Consider the following 16,625-nt stretch of genomic DNA (forward strand, 5'->3'; position numbering starts at 1 on the left):
CCCCTTTCATTTTTCTCAAGTTAACAGGTTATGAATCCGCCTACAGCTTCAGCCTCTGAATAAGCGGCATGCCGATCCGCCGGAGCAGCAGCTCCAGGAAGGACCAACCGCAGCGGTTGAGCAGTGAGGTGCCCCGGTCATACACCGCCGAATATTCGGTGGCTCCGGCCGCTCCCCGGTTGCGCTTGAACTGGCCGACGCCCGAGCTTTCGTGCAGTAATAGTTCTCTGCTGCCCGCAAGCCCGATCAGGACGGCGGACAGCATACGGTAGAGTCCTAGAGACTGAGGCAGACTTGTGTCATAACCGAATAATGGCGCAGTCATCGCTCCCTCCCGCTCATAGAAGCCAAGCACCGCATCCAGCCTTCCCTCCTTGCGCAGACCGTAGATTTGCAAGGTGCGTCGCTCCAGCGCCAGGGCAATATAGGCTTCGGTGAACTGCGGATTATAGGTCGAATATTTATCGATATACAGCAGTCTGTACAGCTCCACGATCCGGGGAATGTCCTCCCGTGTGATCTCCTCCGGGCCCACCTCAGTATAGCCGTGCTTCGCCAGCAGATTCCTGTCGCGTTTGACCAGCCACCTGGCCTTCGAGCCGGAGGTATTCGGATGCAGCAGGTAGATCTGACGGCTTGGAACCAGCTTGCAGCCATATCCTTGCAATTTGACAATGTGTTCTCCCGAAGTCTCCCGGCTAAGCGAACGACACATTAAGGTATAACCCGGATAAGTCTGCCGGAGGTAATCCAGTATCGCCGTCAGCTGTTCCGCATTTAAGGCAGGATACAGATTGGTGGACAGCAGCCAGTTATTCACCTGAACCACCCGGTTGAACCGTGCTTGTCGCAGCATCCAGCCCATGCCTGAGAGCATTAGCGACAATAGGCCCTCTAGAAGCCGGTTATTGAGCAGCGCCAGCTCCTCACGCGCATAGCTGACATAGTGGGTATAGGGTGAGCATACATACGAATTGTCATAGTCTGCTTCGTTGACCGTAATCGGAACCGGCAGACCATCAATGGTCAGCACCTTAACAGTTGTACTCACATTATCGATAAAAGGTTGCGCTCCCCGCTCCAGCAGCGGTGTAAGGTACTCCCGGGCATACCGCCCGTACTCCGTATCCGGCCAGTCCAACCCGGCAACAGAATCGCGGTCATACTGCGTTACCCGGTTCTTCACGGCTTCCAGCCCCTCTCCACACGGCGCAGCTTCACAGTTCCGGGCACGAAGCTGTAAGCGGTAAAAGTCAGCTGCGGAGGGATACAGGACAGCCTCGCGAACAAGCGTGTCAGCTCTGTTGTAATCTGCTGCTCCGTGCCTTGATCGGTGCCGGTCCGTGTACGATAGGAGATCTCCAGCTCAGTCAGGCTGTGCTGGATGACCCTGTAATGCTCAATGTCTGCGGAAGCTGCCAGCACAGCCCGGGTAACGAAATCAGGGAATACCGTAACGTGCGTGCCGTCTGCCGTATGGGGCAGATACAGAATATCATCACAGCGTCCTTCGATCCGCTCAATGGCCGTGAACAGTGAACCGCAGGGACACGGCTCTGCCGCTTCGGTCAGAATATCATTCAGCCGGTAGCGGACGATGGGCTGCACACTTCTGGAGAAATCGGTCACGATAGGCACGAACCGGCGTGATTGTTCATCCAGTATTTCTTTTTCGATATGTACAATATCTTCGTTGAGATGCAATGTTCCGTAACTACAGGTAGCTCCGAGGAAGCCCTCGGTACACTGATAAGCCTGATGCACCTTCTGCCCGAAGGTCTGCTCAATCTGCTGCCGGTCGAGCGGGTCAAGCACTTCCGCAACCGCAATGATCCGGCGGGGATGCAGATTCATCTCACCCGATTGCTGTGCCTCAGCCAGCAGACGCAGCATGGACGGCGGTGCAATCCAGATATCCGGCTGGTACTCCTTCATACGGGTCAAGAGCCTGGGAAGCGGCTCCAGCAGATCGAAATACCGGAACTGCAGCCTTCCCTGCTTCACGGATTCATACAAATTACTATTTGCCCGCAGAAAAAATGCAATGCTCGCCCGCTTCCACAGTCCACCCGGCAAAAGCTTTGCCAGCACCGTGCCGGTCCAGGCAGCCTGCTCTTCTTCTCCAACGAGAAAAATCCCCCGGTTGCCGGAGGTTCCCGAGGATAACCCGACGGTGACGCCTTGCAGCGTAGGCTTGAAGTTCCTGCTGTTCTCCGCTTCATAGGCCTCGGCAAAGGCCTGCTCCTTCGTAATACCCGCAGTGTTAAGCTGATCGAAATTCTCCATCATCTCCGGCTTCCCGATCACCGGGAAACTCCGCCATTCCTTGGACGGAATGCCTGCCCACAGCTCCCTGTAGAACTTCGAACGCTGCCTCACCTTCTCTACATGAAGCCGGATACGCTTCTCCTGCCACTGTTCGACTGCTGCCCGGTTCTTCCAGCGTCTGCCCCACTTGGTGAGAATGTAATGGGTCATTACCAGCCTTATCCGCTTCATGTCACACCTCCCGTTCCCCAGTGCGCAAGCGCCTCGCGGCAATGGCTGGGCACAATCCGAAGCAGGGGAAATTGTTCATGCAGCTGGCGCAGCCGCTCGAAATTGCGGTGGTATTCTGTGCGGCTGGACATGATCAAGCCTGCTGCCAGGTGCGGCTTGCGGTTCTCCCGGAATGCCCGGCTCGACCAGACCGTATCTGCACAGAGCAGATAATCATGCTGGGAGGTGGAGACGAATACGCCGATCATCCCGGCGGCATGGCCGGACAGCTCAACCGCCAGCAGGCTGCCGTCTCCAAGCAAATCATAGGCTTCCGTGAACGGGAGGCCTTGCGGCAACGCACGCTTCGCTGAAGCTTCATCCACAGGGAAGGAGCGGAGTCTGAAATCATCCGGCAGCAGCCCGGGCAGGAATCCCGCCTTCGTCGCCCGCACCGGACCCAACCCGCTTACGGCATCGTAAGATTTCTGCAAATAAATATACTGTGCCTGCGGGAAATCCCTTACCCCGCCGATATGGTCGGCATGAAAATGCGACAGCACCACATACCGCACCTCCTCCGGCGAGATCCCCCCTGCCTGCAACCGCCGCACTGCACTCTCTTCCTCTCTATAGACAACCGGAGTAATCTTGCGGTATAGAGAAGCTGGCAGACTAGCTGTCTCCTGAAAGAAACGCGCGCTGTAGCCTGTATCGAACAGGATGGGACCGTATTCCGGATGCCGGATCAGGGCGTAACCTGCCGGGAAGGCAACCGGCTTCAGTGTGCCTCCACGCAGCGTCAGACGCTCGGGATGCAGGCAATAGCCCGCAGACAGTATAGATAATTCAACTGGAATTTCTGTAATCATTGCTGTTCCCTCCACCATTCTGCAAAGGCACGAAGTCCCTCGTCTGTTGTTATACGCGGTTGATAACCCAGCTGCTCGCGGGCCAGTGTAATATCCAGTGTCTGGGAGATACCGAGTGCGGCTGCAGAATAACGGGTCAGCAGCGGCTCACCCGAAATAGGCAGCACCTTGTAGATCCCCTCCATTAAGGCCGCTGCGGTATAAGCTACCGGGTAGGGCAATCGCCGGGTGTGCAGCGGAACCCCGAGCAGTGAGAATAGCCGGGTGACCAGCTCTTCGAACCTTAGCGGCTCACCATTAGTAATATTGTAGACGCTGCCGGAAGCAGACACCGGGGCTTCACAGCAGAGCAGCATGGCATCGACTACATTCTCTACGCAGGTGAGATCAAGCCTGGCCGCTCCGCCATTCATCAGCGGCACCCCCTTGCTCTCATTCGCTGCCAGCAGCCGGGGGAACAGGGCGTTGTCCAGCGGGCCGAATATGGCTCTGGGCCGGAGCATGAAGGCGGTAAGCCCTTCTCTCGCTGCCTGCCGGACTACCTGCTCGGCGATCAGCTTTGTTGCGGCATAGGCATTGGCCGGCCGGCCGGGAAGCGGATCACTCTCCCGGATGCCGAAGCGGGGCCGCTGGCTGGAATACACACTGGGCGTGGAGATATGAACCAGCCTTCCTACGCCATGACGTTTGCACCCCTCAACTATATGGCTTGTAGCCTCCACATTGCATGTATAGAACTCCTTGTACTTCCCCCAAGGTGACGACAAGGCTGCACAATGGAACACCACATCCATTCCCCGGCAAAAGCCATAGGCAGTCTCCGGGTCACGCAGATCCCCGGCCAGAAACACTGCACCTTCCTGCTCCAGCTGCTTTCCCTGCTCCGGGTTGCGTCCCTGCGCGTAGACCTCCCAGCCCATCCGGGCCAGCCTCCGGGCGGTATGCCGTCCAAGAAATCCGGTTGCACCTGTTACCAGCGCTTTGGTCATGCCTCACCATTCCATTCTATATCTTCAGTTAACGCCTCTGTGATCGAGATGCGGTGCCGCCTGGCTGTCTTCCAGGCGGCGTATACTATGCGGAACTGCTCGCGGGCAGGGCGGCGGTCATCCTTGCGGTAGACCACATCTGCTGCTCCAAGCAGCGCTTGCCGCCAGCTGCCGAAGCCCCCGGGTCCCGGCTTCAGCCCGCAGCCCAGCATGGGCAGCGTCAGCATGGCTGTGCGGGCTGAACGCGGGACAATGACTGTTCCGCTCTGCACGAGCAGACCGGGATTCAGCAGCGCCTCCGTCAACCCTTCCTCCGGCGAGAACAGATGAATCCCGCTTGTAGCGCGCGGATTGCATTCAATTGGATACAGCGTCCCGTTCTCCGGTTCGATGAAATCGAATCCGATCTGGCCGCTGAAGCCGGTTGCTGCGGCGAACCGCTGTACCCATTCCAGGGCCGCAGGATGCTCCAACGGTTCAAAATACACGCTGGCCCCGCTGCGTCCCGTCCTGTACCTGCTGTCATAAGCAGCATGCGCCACAACTGTGCCTTCGTGAAGTATGCTGTACGTACAAACCGCTCTGCCTTGAATGTACTCTTGCGATACCCAGGGAGCCCCGGCCGATAGTCCGGCTGGAGGCTCTATTTCTCCCGGAACGCGGTTATGCGGATTAGTTGAAGCGGATCTTTTATCCGGGAGAATGACCTTCGAGGCAAAGCGGGAATATGCAGGTTTGTAGACCCGCTGCTCTCCCTCCTGCGCTGCCTGCATCACGGCTCTCCGCCACTCTTCTGCGCTGCTGATCAGCACCGTGTCCGGGATCTTGAATCCGAGCGAACGGAGCAGGATCATGAACTCCCCTTTATGGTGCAGCCCGGCCAGAATACTCCGGTCTGGCGTAAGTACGCGGCACCCCGTCAGATGCTCAAGACCGGCAGAGATATAGAATATCTCCTCGCAGGTCGGAATCAGGCAGTGAATGCCCAGTTCTTCCGTTAACGTTGCCAGCCGCTGGACATAGGCCTGCGGGTGATGCCTTGGGGCAGGCACCCGGAAGCTGGCCTCGACGGCAGAGGATACCCGGCACAGATGATACTCGGCGCTTTCTGCCACATATACCTGGTGGCCTGCCGCCTTGAACAGCCTTGCCAGCTCCAGGGCTACCGGGGCGCGTCCGCCGGTAATCAGAATACGCCGGGCTTCAGTACTCAATAATCATGCCTCCCAGAGACAGCCCAGCCGCTGTGCCGATCAGCATGATCCGGTCTCCGCGTGTTATCCGGCCCTGACGGATAGCTTCATGCAGCCCCATCGGAATGGATGCAGCAATCGTATTGCCATGGCCTGCGGTATTGTCGAGGAAGCGGTCCTCGGCAATTCCCAGCTTTTTACGAAGGAGACGCATCGCCATTGCACTGCCCTGGTGGGGAATGACCAGCCTGAAGTCGTCCATCTTATTGCCTGTGGCATTCAGCATGTCAGCAATGAAATCCGGAAGCAGCTTGGACGCTTTGCGGAATATAGCCTGTCCATCCATATGGAACAGATAAGGCAGTGCATCCTCGGCTGTATAATTCTGGGGATGCAGTCTGGTCCCGCCCCCGGCAATCTCCGAATAACGTGCACCGCTGCTGTAGGTTTTGAGCGAAGCATGAAGTATCCGCGAGGAATCACCGGTCTCCGCAGGCCCGATCACTACCGCTGCCGCTCCGTCACCGAACAAGGCCGAGCTCTCCTTATCCTGCCAGTTCAGCCCCACCGAGGCAATCTCAGTGGCCACCAGCAGCACATTCTTATATCTGCCCGCTTCCACCATGTAGGACATCACATCAAGCCCTACCAGAAAGCTGAGACAAGTCGCATCGATATCAAAAGCCGGCACACCGGAATCAGCCTGCCCCATGGCCTGCTGAATGAACACGGCGGTACTCGGCAGCGGCTGCTCCTTGGTTCCGCTCGTACACACCAGACAATCGACCTCACTGAAGCTGAGGCCTGCATCGGCGAGGGCCGCTTCAGCAGCTCTTGCGCCCATGAAGGAGGCGGTTTCATCTGTATTGGCATAATGGCGGGTACCGACGCCGGTGATTTTGTTCACCCAGCCCTGTGTTGTGCCAAGGATCTGATCAAGCTCTGCATCACTAACTACACGCTCCGGCAAATATTTGCCTGTTCCTTTTATTTTCACATGTCTAAGCTGCATAATGCATCTCCCATTCGTGTGAGTACCAAGATGTCGAACTTTATATAATATTGTAAACTACAGATATATTCTACTAGATTTTCCGGCAGAGTCATATACAAAAAGAAGATAAATATCCCATTACAGGAACTAATGTTCCTAAAAATGCTTGACTATGCAGGTTCACCGGGGTTATAGTAAATGCACAGGTAACACATATTAAGCGGGAGAAGCACCTCGCAGGACAGGCAGTTCATGCCTTTCTTGGAGGTGCTTCTTTGTGTCTATTACCAAATGAACAATCAGAGGAGCTGAATGCAATGTTTAAATTCACGGGTTTAACGAATTGGAGAGGTATGGGAGTTGTTACACCTTTCTCGGGAAGAGTTGTAAGAAGGCTGTTTGTGCTGGTGATACTGCTGTCACTTTGTACATCTCCCTTGTCCGGTGTCTCTGCCGATTCCGGCTGGGATGCTGCGCTGGACGAAATTCATAATCTGTATACAGACTATACGGGTCTACAGGCATCGCTGAAGTCTGACCTCCAGCGGAATCAGGAATTGCGCAAGCAGAATAACGCCGCACTTGCCGCAGTGAACAAGCAGCTTCAAGCCACTAATGCTGCCCAGCTCGCCAAGCTTAAGGCTGCCTCGGAAGCGGTGCAGAAGAAGCATGCTCCGCTCCTGGACCAGTATACTGCTCTCAGCAAACAGATCACCGCTGCCCGCAAGGTAAGCAATCTGAAGAGTGCCACTGTGCTTGAGCTGAAGCGCAATAAGCTTAAGGCTGCTGCTACCGCAGCACGGGCTGAAGTGAAGAAGGCCACCTCAGCCTTGGCAGAAGCTAAAGCTTTAACTGCCGCGAAGAACAAGCCGGCTAAGGATGCCCTTGCCCCCATCACCCTGCTCAAGAAGCAGATTGCCGCCCAGAACAAGCTATTCTCAGCCGCACTATCAGAGAGAACCGAGGCCGACAAGCGCTACAAAGCCGCGGTCCAGGCGGGAGACGCTACCCAGGCTGCGGCTGCAATGAAGCTGTCTTATAACCGGATGAAGGAGATCCGTACTATGGCCGGACAGTTGTACGGCTGGGAGCAACAGATCAGCACGGCGCTCCGTGCCGCAGAGCTTAAGCTGCCGAAGTAGCCGAAGCAGCATATTCATCAGGGTCAGAGCAGCTTCACCAGCCAGGTGATAATGAAGGCTCCCGGTACAAGCAGGGCTTGCCCCAGCAGAGATCCCAGGAAGCGCGAGCCCATCAAGAGTACATAGATCTTCCCGAGCTGGTCACGGTATTCCACATTCTCCGTTGCCTTATGGGTGATGATTCCCAGCTGCGGATCGATGAACACCGTCAGCAGTATCGTTGCTATCCCGTTAATCAGGCCCGATGCCTGGGAAGCAGTAGTGCTGAATGCCGGCAACAGCTTGGCCGCATACATCGAGGATAGTACGCCAACCGTGTAGAAGGCCGTCACGAAGACATTCATCACAATGAAGCGCTTGGGAATTCCAAGATAACGGAAGCTGCTCAGCCTGACCTTCGGTCTGCGGATATATTTGCGCGTATTCTTAAGTTGGCTGACTGTTACACTCGTCAGCAGCTTAGGGATAGATCCTTCGATCTCCAGCTTGGAAATTACTCTTGCGAACAGTCCTACGAAGGTTGGAAACAAGGCGATGGCGATCAATGTACCCAGTGAAGAAGCCAGCATAATAATCCGCAAATAGTTGAGCAGCGGGAAGCTGTCGTCAGCTTTGGCATAATCTACGAACTTCGCCGTTAAGGGGCCTTGTACCATATTTGCGGTTCTGGAGACCAGCACGATAATTCCGGTCAGGGATAAGGCGATGGCGATCTTGTTCAGCTTCACTCCGGCAAAACGCACCGAATACGACAAGGTCTCCGCCGTATGAATAATCAGAGTCAATAGACATACCACTAATAAGCTGTTCGTCATTTACGGTTACTCATCTCCAAATCAGGCAGCATTCGGCAGATGACCGGCATTCTTGTTCCAGATTATTACAGACCGGATCGCCTCACTTAATATATATTCTTCTTCCTATATAATCCAGAATCAATTTTGTAAGATTTGGTCTAACGTCCAGCAGAACAGAATTCCGGCTGTATACCGGACCAGATCAATCCAGAGGAAGCCGTGGCCGAGAATCAAGCTGCCAAGGGTTGTAGCACGCACATGCAGAATCCACTCTGCCTGATAGAGCTGGCTGAACTCAATTCCGAAGCTGAAGCACAGGCTAAGGACAAGCGACATCCATAGCGGATGCCGGATCAGCAGCACCCGGGAGGCAAGGTAAATCATCCCTGCCCAGATCGCATCCCCAAAGTGTTCGCTGACAAAGTGCGGCAACTGGTTCCCGTATGCCCTGGTCGCAAGACCCAGCAGGGCAGCTAGCAGTACTGCACCGCAGTAGATCATTCTGGATTGTAAATTCAAAATCAGCAATCGTAACTACTCCTTCATCAATCAAATACAACCTTCAATCAAATATAACCTTCCTGGGCGCAGCTGCATCCCGCATGAACAGCTTCGGGGGATAAGGGATTGTTAGCCCGGGCAGTTCATCTTCCTTGAAGAATCTCAGCTCTTCCGCCTCCCCGTCCAGGCTCCTGAGCTGGCCTTTAACAATGACACATTCAAATACAATAACCGTGTACTCTACCTGATCCCCGTTGCTATATTCATATCTGAATTTCTCACCGCCGAATACGCCGATAATCTGTTCAGGCGTAACCATTAAGCCGGTCTCTTCGAACACCTCTCTGCGCAGCGCCCTGGACGGGGTCTCTCCAGGTTCAACCGCTCCGGCCGGCAGGCCCCATAAGGTTTCATCCTTTTTGCGGATCAGCAGAATCCGATCCTGTTCATCTCTTACTACAGCCGCTACGGACGGCATCATTAACAGCCCGTTGCCGGCCTTCCCGCGCAGCTCCCGGTAATACTCAGATATTGACATGAAGCTTCCTCCTGACTTGATTTCAATTGGTCCCTATATCATTGTTAATTCCAGCCTATAGCTCATCCTTGCGGAAAGAAATCGGATGAACCACGAAATCACCCGGCTGATTCTCACAATCCGTCAGCTCAACATTATAGAACTCCTCGGTCTCGGCAAGCCGGATCGCTCTGCACACATATTCGATCTTCCCGCCGTCGCCTGCCCAGTCCCGGCTGTTGTCCACCGTCCAGTGCAGTACCCTGCCATCGTTGTAGAAATCATGAATATACGGCCCGCTGTCAACACCCCACTGAAGCATGGTGAGGTTATCTCCCTTACCTTCCTTAAATCTATGTATCATTTCTGTAATTCTGTCCAAATCCAGCTGATCAAAATGCGTAATCAAGTTCCGCTGGTCCCTGACCAGAGGGGCTGGCTTGTTGACTTCCCGTATCAGCAATAGTGAGAGTACCGCAATAAGTAGCGTTTCAAGAATTATAATAGCCCGACTGTATTTGTTGAAAAAGTTGTTCATGTGCCCTCCCGCTCCACGGTTTATGAATAAACTGGGTTAGCACTATATTTGACATGGTTGTATGATATTCCTTGTCTGACGCACAATTGTGATAGCAAAAGGTTATGTAACCCAAAAATATCTCCAGCCATAAGGCGGAGATATTTTTGGATTCTTTGTGATTTTCATATTCCCACTCTTCACTAAGTCTTCAACCTTCGCCCAGCTCCGGTGACTCCAACAGATGATCCAGCAGTTGCAGCCCGCGGCGGCGGGTGCGGAACGTCCACAGCAGATCAGCTGTGAATATAAGTAGGAACACGGGCAGTACAGGCATCCATACCCTCTCTATTTGCAGATACAGGAAGTGTACCAACGGTTGCAAGCCGAAGATGCAAGCCACTGACAGTCCCCACCAATACAGCGAGAATTTCAGGCAGATATGCCCATGCAGCTGAAACGGCATCTCAGAATAATCCCACCACTGTCTACGAAAGATTCTCTTAAGCAGCCAGCCGCTGATAAACTCAACCGCCGAAGGGACGATCAGCGCAAGCAGCAGGAATAACGGAAAGGGAAGCCTATTTTCATGTGCTGCCAGCAGCAGCAAGGGGGCGCAGCCGTACATGGGCTTGAATGGCCCTTTGAGGAAGCCCTCTTTGCGAAAGGTCCCGGTGCTGTAAAGGTTATAACTGCCTTCAAGGACCCATCCCAGGAACGAGTAGACAGTGAAACAGAACAGATAGGGACTTGCCGCAGCCACTACACTGTAACTATGCTGTAAAAGTAACGGTGTCATCGTAGTTATTCGCGCCTCCGGTCCCATTAATTTTCCAATTAGAGCTAGTATGCCTCCAGGAACCGGATGCTATGACGGGAATATCTGGCGGTTTTTCGCATACATTCCAGACTCCTTATTACCTCCGTCGGCCTGCGTCTGGTGAAATCATAATCCCTATATCAGAAAAAAGACTGCCCCAGTAGGAACAGTCTGCTATGTGCATATGCCTTATACCTTAATCCCCTACACCCGAATTCTTAGGAAGCGGGTCAGGATGAGCGGTTTCGGCCGGTTTGGCTTCCCAATCATCGGCTTCAGGTTCAATATCCACACCGTTCTCCATCTTTTTGCGTTCTGCGAGTGAATCCCCGTCTTTATTCTCTTTGTTGCGGATGTCTGCCTCATTACCGGAATGATCTGACATGTGAATTCCTCCTTGTATGCAAGTTGTGCGCGATTTGGATTACTTAGTTATAGTTACCCGCAGACCCCTTTTGCAAACATCTCATGTGAACAAAGATCCTTTTCACTTGTCTTATCCATTCACTTGTCTTTTCCATATCACTTGCCATTTCGGCAGACTGCTCCCTCTTATTCGTAATACACACGAAACACAATGTCCTGCTCGTAATTCCCGAAGCCGCGCCCGAATAACGTTAAGCCGCCCCGCCTTCGGGTGGTGTCTTCTGCCGTGAACCTGAAGCTCCACTGGTCCTGCTGCCAGCCCACCTGATCAATGGTAACTGCCGATATCTGCTGGCCGTCTATATAAGTTCCCCCTGCATTAATTCTGAGCACCTTGAGCAGCCCGTACTGGTTCACATCCGATTTCCACCAGGCTGGAGTCAGCCGGCCTCTCATTACGCCGAAGTCACCGGGGCTGGTCCATTTGCCAAGCGAAATGCCATTCATCATAAAAGAGATATCCGAAGGCCACTTCTCGTTCACACTCGGTGCCTCCGAGCCGATCTCCATGGAAATCTCAATCTCCTGGACAGTCTGATCCATGAACAGATAATTCGGAACCTTATATTCCACATATCCTTTGGCGAACCAGAGAATGCCGGCATCCACCCGCTGCGGGTCCAGGAAATAACGCGGGTCGTCATAATACCCGATCAGCTTCTCCGTTGTGGCAATGCCGCAGGTCGGTGAAGCTGCAAGGTCGGTGTAATGGCCCACAGGGACAGAGACCTCCACTACTTTGCGGGCGATGCCTTTGGCCCCGGATAATTTAATCTGCAAGAAATTCGCGGAAAGTGAGCAGAATTTATAAGTCCCCCCGTCGATCCGCTTCATCTGGGAGCTGACGATGCCGGCCTTCTGCAGCTTCGCTACATGCGAGCTGACAATGGCACTGCTGAGATACAGCCTGGCTGCAATCTCCTTAATATGCATCTCCTCGCTGCTAAGCAGATCGATGATCCGCAGCCGCACTTCACTGGCAAGTGCTTCATAGACCTTCAACGATTCAGAATCTGTGGTTAAATACATCGGTGGCCCTCCGCGCTCTTTGAATTAGTTATTAAGTTAATCCTGAAATTAGTTATTGCTTAGTATACCCCGTAATTCGTATCATGTAATCATAAACGGGCTTTAACGATTAGCTATTTCATTAATCTAATACAAAGGAGCTTCTAACTATGAGCATTCAATCCAAGATGATTGTCGACAAAGACTTCAAACTGGCCGAGGTAGATCCAAGGCTGTACGGTTCCTTCATTGAACATCTGGGCCGGGCCGTCTATGGCGGAATCTATGAGCCGGGACATCCTACCGCTGACGATAACGGGTTCCGCGGCGATGCCCTCCAGGCTATCAAGGCACTACGCGTACCGATCATCCGTTATCCGGGAGGCAACTTCGTATCCGGTTATAACTGGGAAGACGGCGTTGGACCCAAGGCGGAACGGAAGCGCTCTCTTGAACTTGCCTGGTGGGTTACAGAGACTAACCAGGTAGGCACGAATGAATTCGCCGATTGGGCCAAGCTGGCCGGTTCTGAAGTGATGATGGCAGTGAACCTGGGCACACGCGGAATCGACGCTGCAAGGAATCTGGTCGAGTACTGCAACCATCCCTCCGGCTCTTACTGGAGTGACCTGCGGATCTCCCATGGCTACAAGGATCCGCACAAATTCCGCACCTGGTGTCTGGGCAATGAAATGGACGGTCCATGGCAGATCGGAGCCAAGACTGCAGTCGAATACGGAAGACTCGCCAATGAGACCGCCAAAGCGATGCGCTGGGTGGATCCTTCTCTGGAGCTTGTCGCCTGCGGCAGCTCGGGCAGCAACATGAGCACTTTTGCCGAATGGGAAGCTACAGTTCTGGATCTCACCTATGATAATGTCGATTTCCTGTCGCTGCACACTTACTACAATAACAATGATGGAGATACAGCGAACTTCCTGGCCCAATCACTCGATATGGATCAGTTCATCGACAGCGTAGCAGCAGTATGTGATTATATCAAGGCTAAGAAGAAAAGCAAGAAAAAGATTTACCTCTCCCTCGATGAATGGAATGTGTGGAAGTCGCAGGGCTCAAGCCGTGCTGAGCAGCACTGGCAGATTGCACCGCCTGAATTCGAGGATGTCTATACCCTGGAGGATGCGCTGGTAGTGGGCTGCTGCCTGATCAGCCTGCTTAAGCATGCAGACCGGGTCAAGATGGCCTGTATCGCCCAGCTCATTAATGTCATTGCACCGATTATGACGGAGGATGGCGGACCGCTCTGGCTGCAGACCACTTATTATCCTTACATGCATGCCTCCATCTACGGCCGGGGAACGGTGCTGCACCCGCTGATTACAAGTTCCAAATATGATTCCAAGGATTTCACCGACGTTCCATATCTGGAAGCGGTCAGTGTATATAATGAGGAGCTGAACGAGGTTACTGTGTTTGCAGTGAACCGCCATCTGAGCGAAGGCATGGAGCTGGCGGTTGATCTGCGGAGCTTCGGCGCTGTAGAGGTTATTCAGCACACGGTTCTTGAGCATGAGGATCTTCAGGCGGCCAATACCCGCTCCAACCCGTCGAATGTACTTCCGCACAACCGGGGAACAGCAGCCGCAGACGGCGCCCGGGTGAGCGCAATGCTTCCGGCTGCTTCCTGGAACGTAATCCGGCTGCGTGTGAACGGCTGATTACTGAATGCTGCAAGCTTAATGGTACATGATCCAGGCGACTAGCGGTCCGGCGATGGAGCCGACAATCGCGCACACAGTCATGGCTACAGAGCTCATGGACACCGACTCTTCGCCGTATTCCAGTGCCTTGGCTGTGCCGAGGGCATGGGAAGCTGTGCCCAGGCCAATGCCGATCCCCGACTCGCTGCGGATTCTGAACAGCTTAATTATATAGGGGCCGCCGATTGCTCCCGTGAAGCCGGCAACCATCACGAACACGGAGGTCAGCGATGAATCTCCGCCGAGATTGCTGGAGATCTGGATCGCTACAGCGGTGGTAATCGACTTGGGCAGAATGGACAGCACATACAGCTTGGAGAAGCCGAGTCCGGCTGCCATCAGCAGCCCGCTGAACATTCCGACCATAAGTCCGGTGACCGTTCCGCCGAGAATGGCGGGGAGATTCTTCCACAGTACATGCCGCTGTTTGTATAAGGGATAAGCCAGCGATACTACCGCTGGTCCCAGCAGGCGGTTAATCCAGTCGCCGCCGATCATATAAGTCTCATAAGAGATATGGAAGCCCATGAGCAGCACAACAACCGTGAACGTTGCGGTGAGCGCGGGCAGGAGGACAGGAAGACGGTAACGTCTGTACAGTATGGACATGACCAGATAGATCACGACGTTCATCAGCACGAAGCTGGCAGCCAGCAGAATTCTCATGCTTCCTTCCCCTTCCCTTGGACATTACGGGCACGGTACGTCCGGCGTGTTAAGCGTTTGACGCTGCGGGCGGCAATCCACTGGCTGGAATGTGCTGTAACAACCATGGTCAGCACACTGCTGATGACGAGAATGCCGATCAGGAGCAAGCCTCTTCCGCTAAAGATATCCAGATGGTTCATGATGCCTGCGGTGGCCGGGATGAAGAACATGGGCAGATACGCCAGTATAAAGGACGAGCCGTTCTCGATCAGCTTCACGGGCACAATCTTTAGCAAAAGCAGCACGAAGAGCAGCAACAGTCCCACGATACTGCCTGGAATCGGCAAATGCAGCAGCTCTTGCAGATAGCCTCCGGCCAGGAAGAACACATACAGCAAGCAGACCTCGGCGATAATGCGGATGATTTTCATAATGCAGGAATCCCTTCAATCTTGAAATGACGATCATAAGCAGCCGCTTACCGGCAGCAGGCTGACTTCCTAAGAGTAGCAGAGTTTTCAGCAAATTTTCAATAAGTTTTCGACTCTTCTATGTACTTTCATTATTGATCTAATATTTCAAAAAAAAGAAACGGATGCAACCCCTCAGGGCAGCATCCGTTTCTTTGTGATCCTCATAACAGCCTCCGGCTCGCAGGCCTTATCGCCCTTAGACCCACTCTACCACCTGCGAAGCGTTCTGCCGGGTCTTCACACGCGGCTCATCGCTCCGGTAGCCGAAGGCTACCATGCAGGCCAGCCCGAAATGTTCAGGGTCCATAATCCCCTCGTCGGCCAGAAGCTGCTCCATTTTCTGCTTATCGAAGCCTTCAATCGGACAGGAATCGATGCCGATCAGCGCAGCTGCGGTCATCATATTGCCAAGGGGCAGATAGGTCTGACGCGCGCCCCACTCGAAGATCGCCCGCTCATTGCCAGCCAGGCCGAAATCGTTTTTCAGGAATGCGCCGTAGACCCGCTGCTTGCCCTCTGCAATCTCAACCGGCAGCTTCTGTACCTCCGACATCATACTCTGAATATATTCTGAGTCAGCTGCCAGATCACGCGGCTGTCTGGCCAGAATAAGCACGAAATGGCTTGCAGTCGGAAGCTGCTTCTGCGCGCCCCAGGCGTATGGCAGCAGCTTCTGCCGGAGCTCCGGGTTCTGGACAACTACAAACTTCCAGGGCTCGAAGCCGAACGAACTCGGCGACAGACGTCCCGTCTCCAGAATGAAGCCGAAATCCCCCCCGCTGATCTTTCTGCTGCTGTCGAATTCCTTGGTCGCATGTCTGTACTCATAGGCTGCCAAAATCTGCTCTTTCGTCATTTGAGTTGCTGTGCTTGTGTTCTCCATCCTCCATACTCCCTTTCTGTGTACCGTTCATGATAAGGAATTGACGTTTTCCTGTTCCCATGCCTATAGTAATGGATATACAACACATTTAGAAGTACGCACATTTTTGTGATGTAGTATACAAAATGATACTAAGGAGCGTGTTCAGTGATGCGCAACCGTAAAGGCGGTTTCGGCACTTGCCCTGATAGCAATGCCTTTGCTTGTCCTGTAGAATTCACCCTCGATGTTATCGGCGGTAAATGGAAGGGTGTGCTGCTGTACCATATGATGGATTCCACAGTCCGGTTCAACGAATTCCGCCGCATCTGCCCCGGCATCACCCAGCGCATGCTGACCCTGCAGCTCCGCGAGCTGGAGGAGGATGGCGTCGTACACCGTGAGGTCTATCATCAGGTGCCGCCCAAGGTCGAGTACTCCTTGACTGATTTCGGCCGGTCTCTGATTCCGATCATCAAGCTGATGAGAGATTGGGGTCTGGAGTACCAGGCGAAGCAGCAGACTTCAGAGCGTCCAACTATAGACACCGGAGTGTAACGGGGCATAGCAGAATAGGGACTGTCTCAAAGTAGATATTCTATAGACGAGTCAGATCTCAGATGTTTCAAAGGATTCAAATGTTAAAAAAGCAGCGATTCTCTCATAT

The 16,625-nt window shown here is 53.7% G+C and carries 19 protein-coding genes; 3 read left to right on the forward strand and 16 right to left on the reverse strand.

Going from position 1 to position 16,625, the window contains the following annotated elements; translation table 11 throughout:
* Positions 1–40: 40 nt before the first annotated feature.
* Genes MKY64_RS14265 through MKY64_RS14290 form a run of 6 tightly spaced genes read right to left on the reverse strand, consistent with a single transcriptional unit; the run spans position 41 to position 6,544 of the window.
* Positions 41–1,186 (reverse strand): GNAT family N-acetyltransferase, encoded by a 1,146-nt coding sequence (locus MKY64_RS14265; RefSeq protein ID WP_340953647.1) that lies wholly within the window; start codon positions 1,184–1,186, stop codon positions 41–43.
* Positions 1,183–2,499, reverse strand: coding sequence for a F390 synthetase-related protein (locus MKY64_RS14270; RefSeq protein ID WP_340953650.1), 1,317 nt, complete (start codon positions 2,497–2,499; stop codon positions 1,183–1,185). The genes MKY64_RS14265 and MKY64_RS14270 overlap by 4 nt, the downstream gene beginning before the upstream one ends.
* The gene (locus MKY64_RS14275) at positions 2,496–3,350 is read right to left on the reverse strand and encodes an MBL fold metallo-hydrolase (protein WP_340953652.1); all 855 of its coding nucleotides are present in this window, start codon (positions 3,348–3,350) and stop codon (positions 2,496–2,498) included. Before MKY64_RS14275 ends, MKY64_RS14270 begins: the two co-directional genes overlap by 4 nt.
* The gene (locus MKY64_RS14280) at positions 3,347–4,339 is read right to left on the reverse strand and encodes an NAD-dependent epimerase/dehydratase family protein (RefSeq protein WP_340953655.1); all 993 of its coding nucleotides are present in this window, start codon (positions 4,337–4,339) and stop codon (positions 3,347–3,349) included. Before MKY64_RS14280 ends, MKY64_RS14275 begins: the two co-directional genes overlap by 4 nt.
* Positions 4,336–5,553 (reverse strand): ATP-grasp domain-containing protein, encoded by a 1,218-nt coding sequence (locus MKY64_RS14285; protein WP_340953658.1) that lies wholly within the window; start codon positions 5,551–5,553, stop codon positions 4,336–4,338. Before MKY64_RS14285 ends, MKY64_RS14280 begins: the two co-directional genes overlap by 4 nt.
* Positions 5,543–6,544, reverse strand: coding sequence for a beta-ketoacyl-ACP synthase III (locus MKY64_RS14290; RefSeq protein ID WP_340953661.1), 1,002 nt, complete (start codon positions 6,542–6,544; stop codon positions 5,543–5,545). Before MKY64_RS14290 ends, MKY64_RS14285 begins: the two co-directional genes overlap by 11 nt.
* Before the next feature lie 299 nt (positions 6,545–6,843).
* On the opposite strand from MKY64_RS14290, the gene MKY64_RS14295 reads away from it, so the two are divergent.
* Positions 6,844–7,668, forward strand: a complete 825-nt coding sequence (locus MKY64_RS14295) for a hypothetical protein (RefSeq protein WP_340953665.1) — start codon at positions 6,844–6,846, stop codon at positions 7,666–7,668.
* Positions 7,669–7,691: 23 nt separating this feature from the next.
* On the opposite strand, the gene MKY64_RS14300 is transcribed toward MKY64_RS14295, so the two are convergent.
* The 7 genes from MKY64_RS14300 to MKY64_RS14330 all read right to left on the reverse strand — a co-directional run bounded on the left by MKY64_RS14300 (position 7,692) and on the right by MKY64_RS14330 (position 12,275).
* Complete coding sequence (locus MKY64_RS14300) at positions 7,692–8,483, reverse strand: lipid II flippase Amj family protein (protein WP_209875594.1); 792 nt, start codon at positions 8,481–8,483, stop codon at positions 7,692–7,694.
* A gap of 120 nt (positions 8,484–8,603) precedes the next feature.
* On the reverse strand, positions 8,604–8,993 hold the full coding sequence (locus tag MKY64_RS14305; RefSeq protein WP_051478355.1) for a ribosomal maturation YjgA family protein: 390 nt from the start codon (positions 8,991–8,993) through the stop codon (positions 8,604–8,606).
* A 34-nt stretch (positions 8,994–9,027) separates the two neighbouring features.
* Positions 9,028–9,504 carry an NUDIX domain-containing protein gene (locus MKY64_RS14310; RefSeq protein WP_339255796.1) on the reverse strand — a complete coding sequence of 159 codons (477 nt, stop codon included), beginning with the start codon at positions 9,502–9,504 and terminating at the stop codon, positions 9,028–9,030.
* A 55-nt stretch (positions 9,505–9,559) separates the two neighbouring features.
* The gene (locus tag MKY64_RS14315; protein ID WP_340953669.1) at positions 9,560–9,805 is read right to left on the reverse strand and encodes a hypothetical protein; all 246 of its coding nucleotides are present in this window, start codon (positions 9,803–9,805) and stop codon (positions 9,560–9,562) included.
* A 406-nt stretch (positions 9,806–10,211) separates the two neighbouring features.
* Entirely contained in the window at positions 10,212–10,799 is a 588-nt protein-coding gene (locus tag MKY64_RS14320) for a putative ABC transporter permease (RefSeq protein ID WP_340953672.1), read from the reverse strand.
* A 217-nt stretch (positions 10,800–11,016) separates the two neighbouring features.
* Positions 11,017–11,205: a hypothetical protein gene (locus tag MKY64_RS14325; RefSeq protein ID WP_339255790.1), complete on the reverse strand. Its 189-nt coding sequence runs from the start codon at positions 11,203–11,205 to the stop codon at positions 11,017–11,019.
* A gap of 167 nt (positions 11,206–11,372) precedes the next feature.
* Positions 11,373–12,275 carry an ArsR/SmtB family transcription factor gene (locus tag MKY64_RS14330; protein WP_036729749.1) on the reverse strand — a complete coding sequence of 301 codons (903 nt, stop codon included), beginning with the start codon at positions 12,273–12,275 and terminating at the stop codon, positions 11,373–11,375.
* A gap of 149 nt (positions 12,276–12,424) precedes the next feature.
* Between MKY64_RS14330 and arfA the strand changes: the two genes are divergently transcribed.
* Positions 12,425–13,933: an arabinosylfuranosidase ArfA gene (arfA, locus tag MKY64_RS14335; RefSeq protein WP_340953677.1), complete on the forward strand. Its 1,509-nt coding sequence runs from the start codon at positions 12,425–12,427 to the stop codon at positions 13,931–13,933.
* An 18-nt stretch (positions 13,934–13,951) separates the two neighbouring features.
* On the opposite strand, the gene MKY64_RS14340 is transcribed toward arfA, so the two are convergent.
* The 3 genes from MKY64_RS14340 to MKY64_RS14350 all read right to left on the reverse strand — a co-directional run bounded on the left by MKY64_RS14340 (position 13,952) and on the right by MKY64_RS14350 (position 15,979).
* Positions 13,952–14,641, reverse strand: coding sequence for an LrgB family protein (locus tag MKY64_RS14340; RefSeq protein WP_209875602.1), 690 nt, complete (start codon positions 14,639–14,641; stop codon positions 13,952–13,954).
* Positions 14,638–15,054, reverse strand: coding sequence for a CidA/LrgA family protein (locus MKY64_RS14345; RefSeq protein ID WP_245368333.1), 417 nt, complete (start codon positions 15,052–15,054; stop codon positions 14,638–14,640). Before MKY64_RS14345 ends, MKY64_RS14340 begins: the two co-directional genes overlap by 4 nt.
* A gap of 238 nt (positions 15,055–15,292) precedes the next feature.
* Complete coding sequence (locus tag MKY64_RS14350) at positions 15,293–15,979, reverse strand: NAD(P)H-dependent oxidoreductase (RefSeq protein ID WP_340953682.1); 687 nt, start codon at positions 15,977–15,979, stop codon at positions 15,293–15,295.
* Positions 15,980–16,129: 150 nt separating this feature from the next.
* Here MKY64_RS14350 and MKY64_RS14355 point away from each other — a divergent pair, with 150 nt between their 5' ends.
* Complete coding sequence (locus MKY64_RS14355; RefSeq protein WP_340953683.1) at positions 16,130–16,516, forward strand: winged helix-turn-helix transcriptional regulator; 387 nt, start codon at positions 16,130–16,132, stop codon at positions 16,514–16,516.
* Positions 16,517–16,625 lie beyond the last annotated feature (109 nt).

The organism is Paenibacillus sp. FSL R7-0210 (assembly GCF_038009085.1).
In the GTDB taxonomy this organism is placed as follows: Bacteria; Bacillota; Bacilli; order Paenibacillales; family Paenibacillaceae; genus Paenibacillus_AQ; species Paenibacillus_AQ silagei.